At 71.3% G+C, this 21,628-nt stretch carries 19 protein-coding genes; 17 read left to right on the top strand and 2 right to left on the bottom strand.

What is annotated here, in order from left to right:
* Positions 1-69: 69 nt before the first annotated feature.
* Entirely contained in the window at positions 70-990 is a 921-nt protein-coding gene (locus tag ACGFIB_RS35100; RefSeq protein ID WP_142575203.1) for a peptidylprolyl isomerase, read from the bottom strand.
* A 217-nt stretch (positions 991-1,207) separates the two neighbouring features.
* Here ACGFIB_RS35100 and ACGFIB_RS35095 point away from each other — a divergent pair, with 217 nt between their 5' ends.
* The 17 genes from ACGFIB_RS35095 (at position 1,208) to ACGFIB_RS35015 (ending at position 18,325) form a co-directional block, all read left to right on the top strand.
* Positions 1,208-1,675 (top strand): DUF2231 domain-containing protein, encoded by a 468-nt coding sequence (locus ACGFIB_RS35095; RefSeq protein ID WP_393377689.1) that lies wholly within the window; start codon positions 1,208-1,210, stop codon positions 1,673-1,675.
* Between the two features lie 16 nt (positions 1,676-1,691).
* Positions 1,692-3,011: a replication-associated recombination protein A gene (locus tag ACGFIB_RS35090; protein ID WP_393377687.1), complete on the top strand. Its 1,320-nt coding sequence runs from the start codon at positions 1,692-1,694 to the stop codon at positions 3,009-3,011.
* Positions 3,012-3,196: 185 nt separating this feature from the next.
* A complete protein-coding gene (locus ACGFIB_RS35085; RefSeq protein WP_357250934.1) occupies positions 3,197-3,691 on the top strand; it encodes a DUF948 domain-containing protein in 495 nt (164 codons plus the stop codon).
* Entirely contained in the window at positions 3,688-3,957 is a 270-nt protein-coding gene (locus ACGFIB_RS35080; protein WP_142575207.1) for a hypothetical protein, read from the top strand. The genes ACGFIB_RS35085 and ACGFIB_RS35080 overlap by 4 nt, the downstream gene beginning before the upstream one ends.
* Before the next feature lies 1 nt (position 3,958).
* Positions 3,959-6,631: an alanine--tRNA ligase gene (gene alaS, locus ACGFIB_RS35075; protein ID WP_357264975.1), complete on the top strand. Its 2,673-nt coding sequence runs from the start codon at positions 3,959-3,961 to the stop codon at positions 6,629-6,631.
* A gap of 7 nt (positions 6,632-6,638) precedes the next feature.
* Positions 6,639-7,142, top strand: coding sequence for a Holliday junction resolvase RuvX (gene ruvX, locus ACGFIB_RS35070; protein WP_191054431.1), 504 nt, complete (start codon positions 6,639-6,641; stop codon positions 7,140-7,142).
* A complete protein-coding gene (gene mltG / locus ACGFIB_RS35065) occupies positions 7,139-8,173 on the top strand; it encodes an endolytic transglycosylase MltG (protein WP_393377684.1) in 1,035 nt (344 codons plus the stop codon). The genes ruvX and mltG (ACGFIB_RS35065) overlap by 4 nt, the downstream gene beginning before the upstream one ends.
* Positions 8,174-8,386: 213 nt before the next feature.
* Positions 8,387-9,526 (top strand): endolytic transglycosylase MltG, encoded by a 1,140-nt coding sequence (mltG, locus tag ACGFIB_RS35060; RefSeq protein ID WP_223854214.1) that lies wholly within the window; start codon positions 8,387-8,389, stop codon positions 9,524-9,526.
* Positions 9,523-10,362, top strand: coding sequence for a shikimate dehydrogenase (locus ACGFIB_RS35055; protein WP_393377681.1), 840 nt, complete (start codon positions 9,523-9,525; stop codon positions 10,360-10,362). Before mltG (ACGFIB_RS35060) ends, ACGFIB_RS35055 begins: the two co-directional genes overlap by 4 nt.
* A 297-nt stretch (positions 10,363-10,659) precedes the next feature.
* Entirely contained in the window at positions 10,660-11,274 is a 615-nt protein-coding gene (gene infC / locus ACGFIB_RS35050) for a translation initiation factor IF-3 (protein ID WP_142575213.1), read from the top strand.
* A gap of 139 nt (positions 11,275-11,413) precedes the next feature.
* Complete coding sequence (gene rpmI, locus ACGFIB_RS35045) at positions 11,414-11,608, top strand: 50S ribosomal protein L35 (RefSeq protein WP_142575214.1); 195 nt, start codon at positions 11,414-11,416, stop codon at positions 11,606-11,608.
* A 22-nt stretch (positions 11,609-11,630) separates the two neighbouring features.
* On the top strand, positions 11,631-12,011 hold the full coding sequence (gene rplT, locus ACGFIB_RS35040; RefSeq protein ID WP_142575215.1) for a 50S ribosomal protein L20: 381 nt from the start codon (positions 11,631-11,633) through the stop codon (positions 12,009-12,011).
* Positions 12,012-12,080: 69 nt separating this feature from the next.
* Positions 12,081-12,914: a TrmH family RNA methyltransferase gene (locus ACGFIB_RS35035; RefSeq protein WP_357264971.1), complete on the top strand. Its 834-nt coding sequence runs from the start codon at positions 12,081-12,083 to the stop codon at positions 12,912-12,914.
* Between the two features lie 96 nt (positions 12,915-13,010).
* Complete coding sequence (locus ACGFIB_RS35030; protein WP_142575217.1) at positions 13,011-14,105, top strand: sensor histidine kinase; 1,095 nt, start codon at positions 13,011-13,013, stop codon at positions 14,103-14,105.
* 109 nt (positions 14,106-14,214) lie between these two features.
* Positions 14,215-15,315 carry a phenylalanine--tRNA ligase subunit alpha gene (gene pheS / locus ACGFIB_RS35025; RefSeq protein ID WP_393377678.1) on the top strand — a complete coding sequence of 367 codons (1,101 nt, stop codon included), beginning with the start codon at positions 14,215-14,217 and terminating at the stop codon, positions 15,313-15,315.
* Positions 15,315-17,885: a phenylalanine--tRNA ligase subunit beta gene (locus ACGFIB_RS35020; protein ID WP_393377676.1), complete on the top strand. Its 2,571-nt coding sequence runs from the start codon at positions 15,315-15,317 to the stop codon at positions 17,883-17,885. Before pheS ends, ACGFIB_RS35020 begins: the two co-directional genes overlap by 1 nt.
* Positions 17,886-18,034: 149 nt before the next feature.
* Complete coding sequence (locus ACGFIB_RS35015; protein ID WP_229689704.1) at positions 18,035-18,325, top strand: hypothetical protein; 291 nt, start codon at positions 18,035-18,037, stop codon at positions 18,323-18,325.
* An 8-nt stretch (positions 18,326-18,333) separates the two neighbouring features.
* On the opposite strand, the gene ACGFIB_RS35010 is transcribed toward ACGFIB_RS35015, so the two are convergent.
* Entirely contained in the window at positions 18,334-21,513 is a 3,180-nt protein-coding gene (locus ACGFIB_RS35010; protein ID WP_393377813.1) for a penicillin acylase family protein, read from the bottom strand.
* Between the last annotated feature and the right edge of the window lie 115 nt (positions 21,514-21,628).

Here is a 21,628-nt window from a genome sequence, read left to right as displayed (position 1 = left end):
AACGGCGGTAGAACGCGAGATGGCCCCCGCGACACCGGTCGCGGGGGCCGTCCTGTGCCTGAGGCCCGGTCAGACGATGGACACGTCCCTGATCACGACCTTCTTCTTGGGGGCGTTGGAGCCCTCGCCCCGCACGTCGGCCGTGGGGTCGCCGTTGAACGGGATGATCCCACCCTTGGCGATCTTGTCGATGACGTCCATGCCCTTGGTCACGACACCGATCATCGTGAAGGCGGCGCCCATGGCGGTCAGCTGGGTGTTCTCGTCCGTGAAGGAGATGAAGAACTGGCTGCCGTTGGAGTTGGCGTCCTCCGTGGCCTGCGCCAGCCCCACCGTGCCGCGGCTGAGCGGCAGGCCGCCGAGGTTCTCGTCGTTGAACAGGTATCCCGGGCCGCCCGCGCCGTCGTCCTTGCTCTTGCCGTCGCCCTTGGCCAGCGGGTCGCCGCACTGCAGCATGCCGAGGCCGACGGTCTCCACGGTCGCGAGGCGGTGGCAGACGGTGTTGTCGAAGAAGTTCTTCTTGGCCAGGAAGGCGAAGGAGTTCACCGCGCACGGCACGTCCTTGGTGGCCAGGTCGATGATGATCCGGCCCTGGTTCGTGGTGATGACCATCCTCTTGGCCGCGATGACCCCTCTGCTCAGCTTGCTGGGCGGGAAGCCCACGAACTTCGACGGGGCGCCCGTGTCGTCCTTGCGGTACTCGCAGGTGACCTGACGCAGGCTGGTGGGCGCGGCCGACGGCGTGGGCTGCGTCAGCTCGGTGTGCTTCACCGTGGGGCCCGTGGAATCGGAGGCCGAGGGTGAGGCCGACGGGGTGGCCTGCGCTGCGTTGTCGGCCGAGCCGTCACTGCAGGCCACCAGGCTGCCCGCCAGTGCGAGGAGCCCCAGCCCGGCGCCGAGGGTGCCACGCAGGCGGCGACGGGGTGTGGTCGCGCGCCCGGCCGTGCTCACGCGCGAAGCCGGTTGCTTCTGCCGATCAGTGTCGGTCACCGCTATGCCTTCCCTTTCCCCTTTTGTTACGACTGAGGCGTCACTCTATCCGTGATCCCGTTGGCTTCGTGTAAAACGGACGTCCCAGGGGTATCACGACGGTTTGCGCTCATCTTGCTCTCAGATCTGCCTGGGAACCTCCTGCCGAGCGAATCCGTAGACCGGGGGACGACCCGCGATCCGTGCCCCCGGCCGCCGTCTCCAGGAGCGATGCACGATGTTCGACCAGGTCCTCGGGCTCCCGGCCCATGCACTCATCGTCCACGCGGCAGTGATCTTCGTGCCGCTGCTCGCGGCGCTGTCGATCGCGTACGCCGCGTTGCCCCGTCTGCGGCACAAGCTCGACTGGGCCCTGGTGGCGACCGCCGTGGTGGCCCTCGCCGCGGCGTTCGCGGCCAAGGAGAGCGGGGAGGCGCTGGAGGCCCGGATGTTCCAGGGCCGGCCCTCCCCGGCGATCGAGGTTCACAGCGGGTTCGCGGACATCCTCGTGCCGGTGACCGCGCTGCTGACCGTCGCGTCGCTGCTGATGGTGTGGCTCACCCGGGCCCGCCGCGCCCCCGAGGGCGGCCGCTCGCGGGCCGTCGCCCTGGTCGTGTCGGCCATCGCCGTGATCCTCGCCGTGGTCGTCGGCTACTACGTCCTACGGACCGGGCACACGGGCGCGACGGCCGTGTGGGGCGGCTGACGGTAATGTCGGCGACGTGGAGAGCCTGTTCGATTCGGCCGCCGAGGAGGCGCACCGGGGCCAGGAGCCGTTGGCCGTGCGGATGCGGCCGCGCTCGCTGGAGGAGGTGATCGGCCAGCGGCACCTGCTGGGGACCGGCACGCCGCTGCGCCGGCTGGTGGAGAGCGACGCCCCGATGTCGCTGTTCCTGTGGGGACCCCCGGGCACCGGCAAGACCACGCTGGCCTACGTCGTGGCGGGCGCGACCAAGCGGAGGTTCGTGGAGATCTCGGCGGTCTCCGCCGGGGTCAAGGACGTGCGCGCCGCCATCGACCAGGCCCGCCGCGAGCTCGGCATGTCCGGCAGGCAGACCGTGCTGTTCGTCGACGAGGTCCACCGGTTCAACAAGGCGCAGCAGGACGCGCTGCTGCCCGCCGTGGAGAACCGCTGGGTCACGTTCATCGGCGCGACGACGGAGAATCCGTTTTTCTCCGTCATCTCCCCGCTGCTGTCCCGTTCGCTGCTGCTCACCCTTGAGCCGCTGGCCGAAGACGACGTCCGCGCCGTCCTGGAGCGCGCGGTGGCCGACCCGCGCGGCCTCGGCGGGCGCGTCACGCTGCACCCCGACGCCCTCGACCAGCTCGTACGGCTGGCCGGCGGCGACGCGCGGCGCTCGCTGACCTACCTGGAAGCCGCCGCGATGCTCGCCGACGAGGTCACGGCGGAGGTCACGGTCGAGGTGGTGGAGAAGGCCGTCGACAAGGCGGCCGTGCGCTACGACCGGCAGGGCGACCAGCACTACGACGTGGTCAGCGCGTTCATCAAGAGCATGCGCGGCTCGGACGCCGACGCGGCGCTGCACTACCTCGCCCGGATGGTGGAGGCGGGGGAGGACCCGCGGTTCGTCGCCCGCCGGATCGTGATCTTCGCGAGCGAGGACGTGGGAATGGCCGATCCGACCTGCCTGCAGGTCGCGGTGGCCGCCGCCCAGGCGGTGGAGTTCATCGGCCTGCCCGAGGGCAGGATCAACCTCGCTCAGGCGGTCATTCACTGCGCGCTGGCGCCCAAGTCGAACGCGGTCGTGAAGGCGATCGGCGCGGCCTCCGACGACGTGCGGCGCGGCATGGTGGGCCGCATCCCGGACCACCTGCGCGACGCCCACTACCCGGGCGCGAAGAAGCTCGGCCACGGCAGGGGCTACCAGTACCCGCACGACTTCGAGCACGGCCTCGTCCGCCAGGACTACGCGCCCGAGGAGCTCCGCGAGCGTCGCTACTACGAGCCGACCATGCACGGCGCGGAGGCGCGGTTCGCCGAGCGCTGGGCGAAGATCCGGAGCTTCCTGCGCGGCGGCTGAGCACCGCCGCTGTGCCGTCCGCTGTGCCGTCCGCTGTGCGGTCCGGTATGAGGCCCGGTGCGCATGATGCGGAGCGGCCCTGGTGTGTGGGCGGAGCAGCCCTGGTGTGTGGTGCGGAACGGCGGGCAGGTCGTTCGCGGTAAGGTCTTGCCATTCCAGCTCCGTTGATCCAGGGAGATCGGCACATGCTTACCGCGGGAGAGCTGGCGGGCCTCGTGGTCGCCATTTTCTGGGTGATCCTGGTCTGCTTCATGGTCGTCGTGCTGGTCAGGCTGGCCAGACTGCTGACCGAGACCCGCAAGTCGGTGGCCGAGCTGAGCGACCGCATCGCCCCGCTCCTCGACGACATGAGCCAGACCGTCTCCGAGGCCAACCGGCGGCTGGTGGCGGCCGAGGAGATCACGGACAACATGCGTGATGTCAGCGGCAACATGGTCAGGATCACCGGGGTGGCGTCCACGCTGTTCGCGGGTCCGGTGCTCAAGATCTCCGCCTTCAGGGACGGCTTCCGCATGGCGCTGGCCCGGCGCGCCGCCCGCAGGGTCCCGGCCCGGCGGGTTGCCCGCGGCGGCCCGCGTACGGCACCGCGCACCGGCCCTCGCGCCGGGGACAGGCTCAGCGAGCGGCACGCGGCCGAGCGCGCCGTGGAGCGCCGGGCGATCGGGAGGGGACGCGGATGATCCGGCGGCTCTTCTACATGGCCCTGGGCGCGTTCCTCACGGTCTGGACCATGCGTAAGCTTCAGTCGTTGCGGCCCGACCACGTGGCCAGGCGCACCGCCGATCGCGCGGTGACCCTCGCCGACCAGCTCAGGGACTTCGCCGGCGAGGTGCGCCACCTGTCGGCGAGCAGGGAAACCGAGTTGCGCGCCGAGCTCGGGCTCGACACGGTTGATGGAACCACCACAGGCAAGAACAGAATCTACGACGTAAAGGATGGCCGCTGAAATGGAGTCGGCAGAGATCGCGCGCCGCTTCCTGCGCTTCTTCGAGGAGCGCGGGCACACAGTCGTGCCCTCGGCCAGCCTGGTCGCCGAGGACCCGACGCTGCTCCTCGTGAACGCGGGGATGGTCCCGTTCAAGCCCTTCTTCCTGGCGCAGCAGACGCCGCCGTTCCGGCGGGCGACCAGCGCGCAGAAGGTCATGCGCACCCTCGACATCGACGAGGTCGGCAAGACCACCCGGCACGCCAGCTTCTTCCAGATGCTCGGCAACTTCTCCTTCGGTGACTACTTCAAGGAGCAGGCGATCCCGTTCGCCTGGGAGCTGCTCACCCGGCCCGAGTCCGACGGCGGCTTCGGCTTCCCGGAGGACCGCCTGTGGGCGACCGTCTACCTGGACGACGACGAGGCCCAGAACATCTGGCACCGCGAGGTGGGCCTGCCGCTCGACCGCATCCAGCGCCGCGACCTCGCCGACAACTACTGGCACATGGGGGTCCCCGGGCCCGGCGGCCCGTGCTCGGAGATCTACTACGACCGCGGGCCCGAGTACGGCCGCGAGGGCGGGCCGATCGCCGACGAGAACCGCTACCTCGAGGTGTGGAACCTCGTCTTCATGCAGTTCCAGCTCAGCACGGTCCGCAACAAGATCGACTTCGACGTGGCGGGCGAGTTGCCGGCCAAGAACATCGACACCGGCATGGGCCTGGAGCGCATGGCGGCCATCCTGCAGGGTGTCGACAACATCTACGAGATCGACACGACGTACAAGATCCTCGACACGGCGGCCGACCTCACCCGGTCGCGCTACGGGCGTGACAAGCGCGCCGACGTGTCGCTGCGGGTGATCGCCGACCACATGCGGGCGGGCGTCATGCTCGTCGGCGACGGCGTGCTGCCGTCCAACGAGGGCCGCGGCTACGTGCTGCGCCGCATGCTGCGCCGCGCGATCCGCAACCTCCGCCTGCTCGGCGCGGGCGAGGAGCGGCACCTGCACGCGCTCACCGCCGTGACCATCGACGTGATGGGCGAGCAGTATCCCGAGCTCAAGGCCGACGCCGCCAACATCCACACGGTCATCGACGCCGAGGAGGCGTCGTTCATCGGCACGCTCCGCACCGGCACGGCGATCTTCGACGTCGCGGTGGAGGAGACCAAGCGCAAGGGCGCCGCGACGCTCAGCGGCGACCAGGCGTTCCAGCTCCACGACACCTTCGGCTTCCCGATCGACCTCACCCTGGAGATGGCCGCCGAGCAGGGCCTCCAGGTGGACGAGGAGGGCTTCCGCCGGCTCATGAAGGAGCAGCGGGACCGGGCCAAGGCCGACGCCGCGGCGAAGAAGACCGGCAACGCCGACATCTCGGTGTTCACCGGCATCCTGGAGAAGGCCGGGAAGGTCGACTTCCTCGGATACGACCACACCACCGCCGAGGCCAACGTCATCGGCCTGCTCGTCGACGGCGCGTCCGTCCCGGCGGCCGGCGCGGGGACCACGCTGGAGGTCGTGCTCGACCGCACCCCGTTCTACGCGGAGGGCGGCGGTCAGCTTTCCGACCAGGGCCTGATCCGCACCGGCGGCGCGGAGATCGAGATCGTGGACGTCCAGTCGCCGGTGTCCGGCCTGGTCGTGCACCGCGGCAAGGTGCGCACCGGCGAGGTGCGGGTGGGCGACCAGGCGCATGCCGACATCGACCTGGAGCGGCGCCGCGCGATCTCCCGCAGCCACACCGCGACCCACCTGGTCCACCGCGGGTTCCGCAACGCCCTCGGCGAGTCGGCGGCCCAGGCGGGCTCGGAGAACTCCCCGGGCCGCTTCCGCTTCGACTTCACCGCGGCCGGGGCCGTCTCCCCGTCGATGCTGCGTGACGTCGAGGACGAGGTGAACGCCGTCCTGATCAACGACCTCAAGGTCAACGCCTTCTACACCAGCCAGGCGCAGGCCCGCGCGATGGGCGCGCTCGCGCTGTTCGGCGAGAAGTACGGCGACGAGGTCCGGGTGGTCGAGGTCGGCGACTACTCCCGCGAGCTGTGCGGCGGCACGCACGTGGCCAGCTCCGGCCAGCTCGGCCTGGTGAAGGTGCTGGGCGAGTCGTCCATCGGCGCGGGGGTGCGCCGGGTGGAGGCGCTCGTCGGCCTCGACGCGTTCCGGTTCCTGGCCCGGGAGAGCGTGCTGGTCGCCCAGCTCAGCGAGCAGCTCAAGACCCGCCGCGAGGAGCTGCCCGAGCGCATCGAGGGCATCGTCACCCGGCTGCGGACGGCGGAGAAGGAGCTGGACAAGCTCCGCTCGGCCCAGGTGCTCGCGGTGGCCGGCGAACTCGCCGCACAGGCCGGCGACATGCAGGGCGTCTCCGTCGTGACGCACCGCGCGCCTGATGGCACCACCGCCGACGACCTGCGTAAACTCGCCCTCGATGTGCGCGGCAGGTTCCCTGGCGATCGCGCCGCGGTCGTCGTCGTCTCCGGCGTCCCCTCTGACCGGCCGGTCGTCGTCGCCGCGGTCAACGAGGCGGGACGCGCGCGTGGCCTGAAGGCGGGCCGGCTCGTCGGCGTCGCCGCCAAGGCACTCGGGGGTGGCGGTGGCGGCAAGGACGATGTGGCCCAGGGCGGTGGCACGCGGCCCGAGGCGATCGGGGACGCGCTTCGCGCGGTCGAGGAGGCCATCTCCTCCGCGGTGGTGTGAGCCGCCGATGAGGCACGGTGCCAGGATCGGGGTCGACGTCGGCTCCGTCCGCATCGGCGTGGCCCGCAGCGACCCGTCGGGTCTGCTGGCCACGCCGGTGGAGACCGTACGGCGCGGCCGCGGCGACCTGGCGAGGATCGAGGAGATCGCGGCCGAGCACGAGGCGATCGAGATCGTGGTCGGGCTGCCCACGTCGCTGTCGGGCAGGGAGAGCCACGCCGCCGGGGCCGCGCGCGAGTTCGCCGTGCGGCTGGCCGCCCGGGTGGCTCCGGTCCCGATCAGGCTGGTGGACGAACGGCTCACCACGGTCAGCGCCCAGCAGGGCCTGCGCTCCAGCGGTGTGAAGGCGCGCAACCAGCGTGACGTGATCGACCAGGCGGCGGCCGTCGTGCTGCTGCAGGCCGCGCTCGACGGCGAGCGGGCCACCGGCAATCCCCCCGGCAGACCTCTCGAACCACCGCGGCCCGGCAACGGGCCCGGTGAGGAAGCGAGCGGCGGGACACCGCGGTGAGGCGGACCGCGGCCGCCGTGGCCGGGGGTCTCGCCCTGGTCGCGGTGGCGGTGGCGTACGGCGTGCACCAGGTGGTCGGGCAGCCCGACAAGGCTCCCGACTACTCCGGGGGCGGCTCGGGCACGGTCACGGTCGAGATCACACCGGGGGCGAGCGCCGCCGAGATCGGTGAGACGCTGGAGCGGGCCGGCGTGGTGGCCAGCGCCCGGTCGTTCGTCGAGCAGGTGATCACGCGCTCCAAGGAGAGCGGCCTGCACCCGGGCCGTTACACCCTGCGGCGTCGCATGGCCGCCGCCGGAGCCCTCGATCTGCTGCTGTCGCCCGCGAGCAGGGTCATGCGCACGGTCACCGTGCCCGAGGGACTGCGCACCAGCGAGGCGCTGCGCACGCTGGCCGACCGGACCGGCATCCCTTTGCAGGACTTCACCGACGCCGTCGCCGAGCCGCGGCGCCTGCGGCTGCCCGCGTACGCGGAGGGGGCGGCGGAGGGCTTCCTGTTCCCCGCGACGTACGAGATCGAGCCGGGGATGACGGCCGTCGATCTGCTCAGGAAGATGACGGCCCGGTTCCGCGTCGCCGCCGCGAAGGTGAAGCTGGAGGAGCTGGCGCCGCGGGTGCGGCTCACGCCCAGACAGGCGGTGACGGTCGCCAGCATCGTGCAGGCCGAGGGCGGCGTCCCGGCCGACTACCCCAAGATCGCCAGAGTGGTGTACAACCGTCTCGCGCGCGGCGCGAAGCTGGAGATGGACAGCACGGTCAACTACGTGCTGAACCGCCACACCCTCAAGGTCAGCACTCAGGACACGCGGGTCGACTCGCCGTACAACACCTATGCGCGTTCCGGGCTGCCGCCCGGGCCCATCGGCAATCCGGGGGAGAGCGCGCTCGCGGCCGCCCTCCACCCCGCCGAGGGCGCGTGGTGGTGGTTCGTCACCACAGATCCCCGGCGTAAAATCACCAAATTCACTGACAAAGAGGCGGAGTTCAGGAAATATCGGGAGGAGCTGAACAGGTATCTCGGGACGAACTGACCGCCGCCGGGTCATCCGCGCGGCGCCGTCCCGCGGCGTTCCGGAGCGCGCCCGGTGCGTCCGCACGGCCCCGCCGCCCCCGGGCGGGGCTCCACATATCGGGAACGCCCCCCGCGGAACCCCCTGTCCCGAACCCCCTCGGTTTGGCACACTCGCTTGACGGGAGGCCTCTCGTACCGAGAGATTGGCCAGCGCACTATGAATGATCTGGACATGGACATCCTGCTCGGCGCCGAGGACGACGACGGTTCTCCCCGGCGCCGGACCTCTGGTAGCCGGACCCAGCAGCGGCGTAGCCGCAGACGCCGCAAGAAGCAGCGGCGCAAGGGCAGGGTCGCCACGCTTTTCGCCGTTGTGATCATCATCGGGGTCCTCGGCGGCCTCGGCTACTTCGGGTTCACCTGGGCGCGCAGCGTGATGATCCCCAAGGACTACAGCGGGGAGGGGCGCGGGGAGGTCGTCGTCGAGATCGAGGAGGGCGCGAGCGCCACCGACGTCGCCCAGATGCTGGAGGACGAGGGCGTCGTCGCCAGCGCCAGGGCGTTCGTCAACGCCATCGGCGCCGCGGGCAAGAGCTCCTCTCTCCAGCCGGGCCAGTACGAGATGCGCAAGGGCATGTCCGCCGCCTCGGCCCTGACCCTGCTCGACCCCAAGAACCGGATGCTCAACCGCCTGACCATCCGCGAGGGGCTGCGGCTCAGCAAGATCTACGAGGAGCTGTCGACCGCCACCGGCAAGCCGGTCGAGGACTTCAAGAAGGCCGCCCGCGCCGACATCGGGCTTCCCTCGTACGCCAAGGGCCGGCTGGAGGGCTTCGCGTTCCCGGCAACGTACGAGATCAGCAGCAAGCTCACCCCGCAGCAGATCCTCACCAAGATGGTCGACCGGTTCAACCAGACCGCGGATCGGGTCGACCTGGAGGGCCAGGCCAAGCAGCTCGGCTTCACCGCCAAGCAGATCATCGTCATCGCCAGCATCGTGCAGGCCGAGTCCGGCAGCGCCGAGGACATGCCGAAGGTCGCCCGGGTCATCTACAACCGGCTGACTTCCAATCCCCAGATGAAGCTGGGCATGGACAGCACGGTCATGTACGGCCTGAACAAGTACGGCATCGCGGCCTCGCACGCCGACCTGGAGAGCACCTCGCGGTACAACACCTACAAGTACTTCGGCCTGCCGCCCGGCCCGATCGCCAACCCCGGCGACCACGCGATCGAGGCCGCGCTGCACCCGGCGGACGGCAACTGGCTGTACTTCGTGACGGTCGACCCCAAGCGGGGCATCACCAAGTTCACCGACAAGGAGTCGGAGTTCTGGAAGCTCCGCGACGAGTTCAACAGGAACAACAAATGACCGCCACCGGCAGGCGTGCCGCCGTGCTGGGCTCCCCGATCGCGCACTCGCTGTCCCCGGTGCTGCACCGGGCGGCGTACGCGGCGATGGGCCTGGCGGACTGGCGCTACGACGCGATCGAGTGCGCCGAGGACGGGCTGGCGGACCTGGTCGGCGGGTGCGGCCCGCAGTGGGCGGGGCTGTCGCTCACGATGCCGCTCAAGCGGGCCGTGCTGCCGCTGCTCGACACCGTCTCCGACCTCGCCGTCGCGGTCGGCGGCGCCAACACGGTGGTGTTCCGCGACGGCGCGCGGCACGGTGAGAACACCGACGTGTACGGCATCGTCCAGGCGCTCGCGGAGGCAGGCGTGCCCGCCCCCGCCTCGGCGGTGGTCCTGGGCGGCGGCGCCACCGCGGCCTCGGCCGTCGCCGCCCTGCGGGAGACGGGCCTCGCGGAGGTCACGCTGGTCGTGCGCGACCCGGCCCGCGCGGGAGAGACTCTGCGGGTCGCCGAGCACCTCGGCACCACGGTGACCGTGCGCTCCTTCGGCGACTTCGATCCCGCGGCCGACCTGGTCGTCTCCACGCTGCCGTCCGGCGCGGCCGACGCGCTGGCCGAGCGGGTCGCGGCCGGCCTGCCTGAGAAGGCGGCCCTGTTCGACGTCGTCTACGCGCCCTGGCCGACGCCGCTGGCCGCGGCCGCAGGCGCGCGGGGCCGCACGGTGATCGGCGGGTTCCCGATGCTGCTGCACCAGGCGGCGCGGCAGGTCGAGCTGATGACCGGCCGGGCGGACGTGCCGGTGGAGGCGATGCGCTCCGCCGGCGAGGCCGAGATCGCCCGGCGCGCGGCCGGTTGAGCGCCCCCTGAGCGCCTCGGGAGCACCACGGGGGGAGCGCTCCCGTGGCGCTCTGGTGGCAGGCCCGGAATACGTCGAGGGGTCTTCGGGCTTGTGGTAGCGTAGGAACTCGATCGGTCCGGCATGAGCTGGACGCGCAAGCGGAGGTCCACCTCCCACCTGCTCCGCCGAAAGGCGGACGGGTCCAGGATCCACCGGAGTTTTCGGCAGGAGAGCTCAGTGACCCCGCATGCGTGACGTGCGGGGTTTTGTTTTGCCCCGCGCGGTCGAGACAAGCGGAAGTCTTTTGGAGGTCCCATCAGCACCGAGCCCCGCATCAACGACCGTATTCGCGTGCCCGAGGTGCGCCTCGTCGGCCCGAACGGCGAACAGGTCGGCATCGTCTCCATAGGCGACGCACTGAAGCTGGCGCAGGAGAGCGATCTCGACCTGGTGGAGGTCGCGGCCACGGCACGCCCGCCCGTCTGCAAGCTCATGGACTACGGCAAGTTCAAGTACGAGTCGGCCATGAAGGCGCGCGAGGCCCGCCGCAACCAGGCCCACACGATCATCAAGGAGATCAAGCTCCGGCCGAAGATCGACCCGCACGACTACGAGACCAAGAAGGGTCACGTCGTGCGCTTCCTGAAGGCGGGAGACAAGGTCAAGGTCACGATCATGTTCCGGGGTCGCGAGCAGTCCCGGCCGGAGCTGGGCTTCCGGCTCCTGCAGCGCCTTGCCGAGGACGTGACCGACCTGGGGTTCGTCGAGTCGCAGCCGAAGCAGGACGGTCGCAACATGATCATGGTGATCGGGCCGCACAAGAAGAAGGCCGAGGCGAAGGCCGAGAAGGCCGCCGCAAAGGCCCGCGGCACCGACACCGACCCGCTGGAGGCGGAGCCCGCCGAGGAGCAGGCCGCGCAGCCGCAGTGACGTCCGCCTGAACCACCAGGCGGGGCGCCGCAGACGCACATGGAAACCGAGACCGGGACGGTCTCGCGGTAAGGCAGGCCGTCGGCCCGGGTCACCGGCCCGGGCCGTCGGCACGGACGAAAGAGGAGAGACGGCTGAGATGCCGAAGATGAAGACGCACAGCGGTGCGAAGAAGCGGTTCCGGCTCACCGGAACCGGCAAGGTTGTCCGCCGCCGCGCCAACCGGAAGCACCTGTTCGAGCACAAGCCGTCCACTCGCACGCGCCGTCTCGAGGGTGTCGTCGTCATGTCCGACGCCGACACCAAGAAGATCAAGAAGCTGCTCGCGAAGTAACGACCCGGGGAGATAGAACAACATGGCACGCGTGAAGCGGGCGCTCAACGCCAAGAAGAAGCGCCGGGTCGTCCTCGAGCGGGCAAGCGGTTACCGCGGGCAGCGGTCGCGGCTCTACCGCAAGGCCAAGGAGCAGATGCTCCACTCGATGACCTATGCGTACCGGGACCGCAAGGACAAGAAGGGCACGTTCCGCCGGCTGTGGATCCAGCGGATCAACGCCGCCGCCCGCGCGAACGGCGTCACCTACAACCGGTTCATCCAGGGCCTGCGCCTGGCCGGCATCGAGGTGGACCGCAAGATCCTCGCGGACCTCGCGGTGAACGACACGCAGACCTTCGCCACGCTGGTCGAGTCCGCCAAGAAGGCGCTCCCGTCCGACGTGAACGCGCCGGTCGCCTGACACCTGCGCACAGACGAGGGCCCGCCGCCTACGGCGGGCCCTCATTCACGTCAAGGGGGACAAGCGGGCATGGCGGAGCTCACCAACATCAAGTCGCCGCGCGTCAAGGCGGCCCGCAGGCTGACCAAGCGGGCTTTCCGGGACCGCGACCGGGCGTTCCTGGCGGAAGGGCCGCAGGCGGTCCGCGAGGCACTCGCGCTCAAGGACGTCACGGTCGAACTGTTCACGACGGTCGAGGCGGAGACGCGGCACGCCGACATCGTGGCCGCCGCCATTGCGGCGGGCGTCCCGGTCCACCGCGCGAGCGGTGAGGTCATGTCGGAGCTGACCCAGACGGTCACTCCGCAGGGCCTGCTGGCCGTGTGCCGGTTCGTGCACGTCCCGGCGGCCGAGGCGGTGCCGCGGGGGGCCCGGCTGGTGGCGATCCTCGCCCATGTGCGTGATCCCGGCAACGCGGGCACGGTCCTGCGTACGGCCGACGCCGCGGGTGCCGACTCGGTGGTGTTCACCGACGCGTCCGTGGACCCGTACAACGCCAAGTGCGTGCGGGCCAGCGCCGGCAGCCTGTTCCACCTGCCGGTCGTGACCGGCATCCCCGTGGCGGACGCCGTACGGCACGCTAAGGAGGCGGGGCTGCGCGTGCTCGCGGCCGACGGCGCGGGCACCCGGACGCTCGACGAGGTCGCCCTCGACGTGCCCACCGCCTGGCTGTTCGGCAACGAGGCGTGGGGGCTGCCGCCCGAGCTCCTCGCCCTGGCCGACGAGGTGGTGCGCGTCCCGATCTACGGGCGGGCGGAGAGCCTCAACCTCGCCACCGCGGCCGCGGTCTGCCTGTACGCCTCCGCGCGCGCTCAGAGGCAGACCTTACATTCCGTGGAAGATCCCACTACCCCCACGCTCTGAGGCTGCTGCCGAGCCCGGGAAACCCGCTATTGTCGGCGAAGGAGTCGCGCAGGACGCGGCGGCGCGCGCAGTTCCGGAGCTCGAGGAGGCGCTCTCGTGCGAGGTGACGACACCCCCGGCGGCACCCTTGAGGGGGACGCCGGAGGGCGGGCGCGCATCGACGTCGACGACCTTCCCGACGGCCTCGTCGCCACCGACGCCGACGGTGTGATCCTGATGGTCAACCGGGCCGCGGAGCGGCTGACCGGGGTGACCAGACAGGCGGCGGTGGGCAGGTTCGTCGGCGACGTGCTGCCGATGCGGGACCAGGACGGCCGCGACTGGTGGAAGTGGCTCGACCCGCAGGGCGGGCTGTCCATCCGTAGTCGCCAGCCGGAACGGCCGCTGCACCTGCCCGGCCGCCAGGAGATGCTGGTCGCCGCGCGCTTCGTCCGCACGCCGCCGCGCGGCGGAGAGGTGGAGCGCGTCGTGATCACGCTGCGCGACGCCTCCGCCCGTGCCCGGATCGAGCGCAGCCGCGCCGACCTGGTCTCGACCGTGGCCCATGAGCTGCGCTCGCCGCTGACCAGCGTCAAGGGGTTCACCGCGACGCTGCTGGCGAAGTGGGAGCGCTTCACCGACGCGCAGAAGCGCGTCATGCTGGAGACGGTCAACGCCGACGCCGACCGGGTGACGCGGCTGATCACCGAGCTGCTCGACGTCTCGCGCATCGAGTCGGGCAGGGTGGAGATCCACCGCCAGATCGTGGACGTGCCGGCCCGGGTCCGCAGGATCGTCGCGGGCCGGGTGGCGGCGGGGGAGCCCGAGGACCGCTTCCGGCTGGAAATCCTCGGCGAACTGCCGGAGATGTGGCTCGACCAGGACAAGATTGACCAGATTCTCGCGAACCTGGTGGAAAATGCGGTGCGCCACGGGCGCGGTACGGTGACCATAGTGGTGGAGCCGGTCGAATGGGGTGTGGCGGTGTCGGTGCGGGACCAGGGTGAGGGCGTGGCGCCCGAGCTGGTCGGCCGCGTCTTCCGCCAGTTCTGGCGGGGCAACGGCCGCCGCCGCGGGGGGACCGGCCTCGGCCTGTTCATCGTCAAGGGCCTCATCGAGGCCCATGGCGGCACCATCAGCGTGCAGCGCGCGCCCGGCGGCGGCGCGGAGTTCCGATTTACCTTGCCCACCGGCACCCCTGACTTCGCCTGAGCCTTTTCCACAGGCCGATCGCGCGGAGGACGGCCCGGTGGGCTGATCGGACTAAACTGACCACGCTGAGCGCAGGGCGCTCGCAGGCCCCTGGATACGGAGCTCTCTCTTGTCGAATACCTATGACCCGGTCGAGGTGACGCCGCTGCACGCCGACGAGGTCGCGCGGGCGCAGGCCGACGCTCTCGCCGCCATCGCCGCGGCCCGCGACCTCGACGATCTGAAGCAGGCCAGGCTGACGCACGTGGGCGACCGCTCGCCCATCGCGCTGGCGAACCGTGAGATCGGCGCGCTGCCGCCCGCCGCGCGCGCTGAGGCGGGCAAGCGGATCGGCGCCGCGCGTAAGGCGATCGGCGAGGCGCTCGCCGCGCGCCAGGCCGAGCTGGAGGCCGAGCGGGACGCGCGGGTCCTCATCGAGGAGACGGTCGACGTCACGTTGCCCTGGGACCGGGCGCCGCGCGGCGCCCGGCACCCGCTGACCACCCTGCAGGAGCGCATCGCCGACGCGTTCGTGGCGATGGGGTACGAGGTGGCGGAGGGGCCAGAGCTCGAAGGCGAGTGGTTCAACTTCGACGCGCTGAACATCGCCCCCGACCACCCGGCCAGGTCCGACCACGACACGTTCTTCGTGGAGAGCGTCGACTCCGGCAAGGTGCTGCGCACCCAGACCTCGCCGGTGCAGATCAGGGCCCTGCTGTCGCGCCCGCTGCCGGTGTACGTGGTGTCGCCGGGCAAGACCTTCCGCACCGACGAGCTGGACGCCACGCACACCCCGGTCTTCCACCAGGTCGAGGGCCTGGCGATCGACAAGGGGCTGACGATGGCCCACCTGAAGGGCACGCTCGACCGGTTCGCCGAGGTGATGTTCGGCGCGGGGATCACCACCCGCTTCCGGCCGCACTACTTCCCGTTCACCGAGCCGTCGGCCGAGCTCGACCTGCGCTGCTTCGTCTGCCGCGGTTCCTCGGCGGTGCCGGGCAATCCGCCCTGCCGCACCTGCAAGTCGGAGGGCTGGATCGAGTGGGGCGGCTGCGGCATGGTCAACCCGCGCGTGCTGCTCGCCTGCGGCGTCGACCCCGCCGTCTACTCGGGATTCGCCTTCGGCATGGGCGTGGAGCGGACGCTGATGTTCCGCCACAACGCCGAGGACATGCGTGACATGGTCGAGGGCGACATCCGGTTCACCCTGCCGTTCGGAATGGAGGTCTGATGAAGGTCCCGCTTTCATGGCTGCGGGAGTACGTCGATCTCCCCGCGGTCACCGCCCAGGAAGTGGCCGACCGGCTCACCGCCGCCGGCCTCAAGCTGGAGGCCATCCACTCGCACGGCCACGAGATCAAGAACGTCGTGGTCGGCCGGGTCCTCGAGATCGAGGAGCTGGCCGGGTTCAAGAAGCCCATCCGGCACTGCAAGGTCGAGGTGGGGGAGGCGACGCCGCGTGAGATCGTCTGCGGCGCGACGAACTTCTCCGAGGGCGCCGTGGTCCCGGTCGCGCTGCCCGGCGCGGTGCTTCCCGGCGGCTTCGAGATCGGCTCCCGCAAGACCTACGGGCGCCTGTCCGACGGCATGATCTGCTCGGAGGCCGAGCTCGGTATCGCCGAGTCCTCCCCGGGCATCCTGCTGCTGCCGCGCGACACCCCGATCGGCGCCGACGTGGTCGAGCTGCTCGGCCTGCGTGACGACGTGCTCGAACTGGAGGTCGCCACCGACCGCGGATACGCCCTGTCGATCCGCGGCGTCGCCCGTGAGGCGGCCATCGCGTTCGGCGTGCCGTTCCGCGACCCGGCCGCGAGCGAGGCGGAGTCCGGCGGCGGCGAGTCCTGGCCCGCGGCGATCGCCGACCCCACCGCCTGCGACCGCTTCGTGCTGCGCTCTGTCACCGGGTTCGACCCCGACGCCGAGTCTCCGCTGTGGATGCGGATGCGGCTGGCCCGCGCCGGCATGCGCTCGGTCTCGCTGGCCGTCGACATCACCAACTACGTGATGCTGGAGCTCGGCCAGCCCCTGCACGCCTTCGACCGGTCGCGCCTGTCCGGCCCGATCGTCGTACGGCGTGCCCGGCCGGGGGAGACGCTGGAGACGCTCGACCACGTGGTGCGCACGCTCCACGACGAGGACATCCTCATCACCGACGACTCGGGCCCGATCTCGATGGCCGGCACGATGGGCGGCCTGCACACGGAGATCTCCGAGACCTCGATCGACATCGTCATCGAGGCGGCGCACTTCTCCGCCACCGGCATCGCCCGTGAGTCGCGACGGCACAACCTGGTGAGCGAGGCGTCCAAGCGGTTCGAGCGCGGCGTCGACCGCGAGCTGCCCCTGGCCGCGTCGTGGCGTGCGGTCCAGCTCCTGGTCGAGCTGGGCGGGGCCGTCGCCGATCCCGGCGTGACCCACGCGCAGGTGGACGTCTCGCCGGTGCGGATCACCATCCCGGCCGACCACCCCAGCCGAGTGGCGGGCGTGACGTACGAGCGGGAGAGCGTGATCCGCAGGCTGGAGCAGATCGGCTGCGTGGTGACGGAGGGCGCCGCCCCCGCCGCCTCGGCCGGGCACGGCGTCGCGGCCACCGGCGTGCTCGCCTCCGGCGACCTCGCCGACCGGCTGGCCGTCCACGGGGACGACCTGATCACGGTGACGCCGCCGACGTGGCGCCCCGACCTGACCGACCCGAACGACCTGGCGGAGGAGGTCGTCCGGCTTGAGGGGTATGACCGCATCCCGTCGGTGCTGCCGCCCGCTCCGGCCGGGGGCGGGCTGACCGAGGCGCAGCGGCTGCGCCGCCGGGTGGGCTGGGCTCTGGCGCAGGCGGGCTACGTGGAGGTGCTCGCCTACCCGTTCATGGGGCCGCGCGACCTCGACAACCTGCTGCTGCCCGAGCAGGACGCGCGCAGGCGGGCGACCCGGCTGGTCAATCCGCTCAGCGAGGACGAGCCGTACATGCGGACCACGCTGCTGCCGGGCCTGCTGAAGACCCTGGTGCGCAACGTGGGCCGCGGCTTCTCCGACGTGGCGCTGTTCGAGTCCGGGCTGGTCTATCGGCCCGAGCCGCAGGCCCCCGCGACTGCTCCGGTCCTGCCGGTCGACCGCAGGCCCACGCAGGAGGAGCTGGCGGCGATCGAGACGGCGCTGCCGAGGCAGCCGCTCCGGGTGGCCGTGGTGCTGGCGGGCGAGTTCGAGCGCTCCGGCTGGTGGGGTGAGGGCCGGCAGGCGTCCTGGGCGGACGCCGTCGAGGCGGCCCGCACGGTCGCGCGGGCGGCGGGCGTGGAGCTCGGCGTCCGGGCCGACCAGCACGAGCCGTGGCACCCAGGGCGGTGCGCCGCGCTGACCGTCACCGACGCGGAGACCGGCGAGCCGGTGCCGGTCGGTCACGCCGGCGAGCTGCACCCCCGGGTCGTCGAGGCCTACGGGCTGCCGCCGCGCACCTGCGCGATGGAGCTGGAGCTGTCGCTGCTCAGCCCCGACGGGCCGGTGCAGGCGCCCGCCGTGTCCGCCTACCCGGTGGCCACGCAGGACGTCGCGCTGACCGTCGCCGTGTCCACCCCGGTCGCCGAGGTGGAGGCCGCCCTCCGGGCGGGGGCGGGCGAGCTGCTGGAGTCGATCAGGCTGTTCGACGTCTACACCGGCCCGCAGGTGGGCGAGGGCAACAAGTCCCTGGCCTACACGCTGCGGTTCCGGGCGCTCGATCGTACGCTCACGGTCGAGGAGACCACGGCGGCGCGCGACGCTGCCGTCGCCCTCGCCGCCGAGCGCACCGGAGCCCAGCTCCGCGGCGCCTGAGCAATGATCACTTGGGCATGATCGCCTGAGCGGGTGCCGGCACGAGGCGAAGCAAGCGTGCTTCGCCTCGCGTGCTCTAGCCGGGCACAGTGCTTAGCCGGGCATGGTGCTTCAGTGGGGCACCGTGCTTCAGTGGGCACGGTGTTTTCGTGGGCACGGTGCCGGCACCCGCGGTCGTCTCTTCCGGAGGATCGGTGCGTCACCTGCTGGTGTTCCCCGAGCGGGACAGCGCGGAGGAGTCCGCCGAGAGCGTGGCCGAGCTGTTCCCGGCACTCGGCGTTCCCGGCGTCGTCCGTGAGCTGCTCGCGGGTGAGGACGACGCCGAGGACGCCCAGTGGGTGGTCGTCGTGGACGACCCGGCCGGCGCCCTCGGCCCGGCCGACCTCGCCCGGCTCGACGCCCTCGCCGAGGAGGGCGAGGGCTGGCGCGAGCCGGGCTGACCGGTGTCCTACCTGCCGTACACCTCGAAGGAGTACAGCGAGTAGCCGTAGCCGGTGCCGCGCTTGACGCCCTGCATCCGCACGTACCGCGCGCTGGTCGGCGCGAATGTGATCGTGTCCACGCCGCCGTCGCCCGTGGTCGTCTGCGCGACACTGGTCCACGTCGCGCCGTCCGCCGAGGTCTGGATCCGGTACGACGAGCCGTAGGCCGTCTCCCAGCGCAGGATCACCCGTCCCACGGTCTTCGCCGAGCCGAGATCGACCTGGATGTACTGGTTGTCGCTCCACCCGCTGGCCCACCGGCTGGCGGGGTCTCCGTCGACCGCCTTTGCAGGGCTGTAGGAGCCCTGCGTGCTCGACGCGCTCGCCGTACGGCCCAGGGCGAGGTCGGTCACATCGTCGCCGCGGTGCGCGGGGAATGAGACGACCTGCTGGTAGGTCGGCCGGTTCTGCCAGGAGATCAGCGAGTGCTTGACGCCTCCGAGTGGCGACTGCCGGACGGCGTCGGCGCACCACTGGTCGCCCGCCGAGCAGGAGTCGTCACCCGGGTAGGTCGTCGCCGCCGGTTCGGCCAGCGCCGCGGACAGGCTGTCCAGCAGGACCGTACGGCAGGCCGCCACGCTCGCCCCGCAGTACTTCGCGGGCAGGGGAGCGGCCACCGGGTCGCCCAGTACGGCCCGGATGTCCTTGTCCACGTAGCCCCACCACCCGTACTGGAACGACGACCCCTTGTGCGCCTGGGCCTCGCCGGCCGAGCCGGGCAGCGAGGAGACGTCGCCCTGCTGGTGCCCGGACGGCGACTCGTTGATCTGCAGCGCGTTGACCAGCGCCTGGTAGAGCCCGTCACCCAGCCCGGGCCGGAACTGCGCCCGCACCAGCTTCGGCCACCACGCGTCGAAGATCCGGATGGCGTCGGCGTGCGCATAGGTCTTGCTGCCCTTGGCGGTCTCCTGCCGTTTGGCGCCCGCGGCGGCCCAGGCGGACAGCTTGGAGACGGCCGAGGCCAGGGCGGGGTCGGAGACGGACGTGCTGTTGACCACGCGCAGCAGCGTGGGCAGCACCTTCCATCCGCGCAGGTCGGTCGTCGCGGCCGACGCCATGACCTTCACGACCCCGGCGCGGTCGAGGGTGCCCGAGGACAGGGCCGCCTTGACCGGTGCGTCCAGCAGGTCGGCCCGGTGGACCGCGCCGAAGCTGAAGTTGCCGTCGGCCGCGCCGAAGTCGGTGGCCTGCTTGTTGTTCCAGCTCACGAAGTAGTCCTGGTTGACCGCCTGCGGGTGGGCCGAGGGCGGGAGATAGGACGCCGTGTTGACCGCCGGGTCGAAGCCGCTCCACTCGTGGGCGGCGTCGCCCGTCATGGGCAGGTTCGGATCGGACACCGCCGACCGCACGGGAACGTTGCCGGACATGAAGTACGCCGCGTCTGCGGAGTTCACGTAGAACCAGTTGAACGCGAAGCCGATGGTGGAGGCCGAGTCGCGGAAGGCGGTCGCCGAGCCCATCTCCGCGGGGTCGTTGAACATCTGGAAGCCGATCGCGGAGTCCGCCTCGTGCTGATAGGTCGAGCGCAGCGCGGTGAAGGCCGTCGGCACGCCGCCGACCGTGCCCCGCCAGGTGACCAGGCCATACTTGGTCCGCTTGATGACCAGGTCATACGACCCGGCGGCGGTGGAGTCGGCCGTGTTGGGCTTCCAGGAGTTGGTCTTCTTCAGGGTCTCCATCGGCGTGCAGACGCCGTGGTAGAGGTAGTGGTCGCTGGAGACCGCGGGCGTGCCGCCGTTCGGGTCGCACAGCGTCACGGCGTAGGTGTCGGTGATGTCCTCGGCGGCCGAGGTGGCGCTCCAGGCGTAATCGGTGCCGCGTCCGAGCAGCACGTAGAGGTTGAGCCCGGCGAAGGCCGCGCCACGCGCCCGGATTCCAGGCCCGGACAGCTCCTCCAGCATGAGCAGTTGCGGCGCGAAATAGCCGGTCTGCGGACCGAATACGGCGATCGGATGGCCGCCGGTCGCCTTGGCGGCCGAGACCACGATGGCGTTGGACATCTCCGGCTTGGAGTTGTCCACCGTGAGCCCGGTCAGCGCGCTCTTGACCTGCGTGGTCGCGGACGTCGCGGTGCCGGTCTCGTTGGCCGTGATGTCGACCGGCGCGGTCGTGCCCGCGTCGGGCAGCACCACTCCGGTCGCGCCGGCCGGGGCCGTCCCGAAGGGGAAGCTCTGCCCGTTGTGCAGGGTGAGCACGGTCTCCGGGTCGTTCTGCGAGCGGAGGGCCGCCCACGTTCGGTCGCCCTCGGCGGCGCCGTACTTCGCCCGCGCGGCCACGCGTACGAGGGCGGACTGCATCTCGGCGCCGCCGCCACCGCCGAACAGACCGCCGATCACGCCGGAGACCGCGATCAGGTCGGTCATCCGGAAGTCCTCCGGGCCGCCCTTGTTCGTGATCGCGTCGAGGTGGCCGGTGAGCACGTACTCACCCGGGCAGTCGCGGCCGGCCATGCAGTGGTCGATGTACGCGTTGATCCCGTCGACGTAGTTCTGCACGTCCGCGTAGAGCTGGGCGCCCCGGGTCCCGGCCGTCTTCAACCGGTCGATCTGGGCCTGGAGGTCGGCCTCGGTGTAGGGGGAGTTGCGCCAGACGCTCTGCTCCAGTTCCCTGTTGCCGGCGGCGCCACCGGCGAACGGCGTCAGCTCGCCCCGGCCGACGTGGCGCATGAGGTCCATCAGCCACAGGCGGTCCTGCGCACCGGCGTATCCCGCCCCGAACATGGTGCCCTCACGGGTGGTGCCGGTGACGTGCGGGACACCGGTCGCCTTGTCGCGGACGATGGTGACATCCGAGCGCGGGCTGACCGTGCTGCCGACCTGGTCCGCCGGCACGCCGAACGAGCTGTCGTTGAAGAACGCGGTGATCTGCTCGTCGGTCAGGCCGGTGTAGCCCGAGACGAGGTCGGCGTACTTGCCGAGCTGGTCCTTGCTGTGGGCCGGGTACGTGCCGAGGGCCTGGTTGCCGAGGATGTCGACGAGGGTGGCGTTGCCGTTCTGCCCGGGTGGCAGGACGTCCGCGCACTGGCCCAGGCAGTAGTCGTCGGGAGGGTAGTAGGGGGCCGCGGCGGCCGGCGCCGCCGGCAGGCAGACGGCGACGAGGGCCAGCGCGGCGGCAGCGGTGATCGCCCGTCGAAGGCGCGCGTACATGGGGGAACTTCCCTTCGCGATGTCGGGGGGTGTGAAGGGACCGAGGTTCGTGCTGTTCACGCGCGTGAATGTGAGTGGTGCTCAACTCCGGACGATACGCGCGGGTAACCAGAGG

Source organism: Microbispora bryophytorum (assembly GCF_043197435.1).
GTDB classification, from domain to species: Bacteria; Actinomycetota; Actinomycetes; order Streptosporangiales; family Streptosporangiaceae; genus Microbispora; species Microbispora bryophytorum.
The sequence above is the reverse complement of the archived record's forward strand: the minus strand, read 5'-3'. Positions and strand labels throughout refer to the sequence as shown.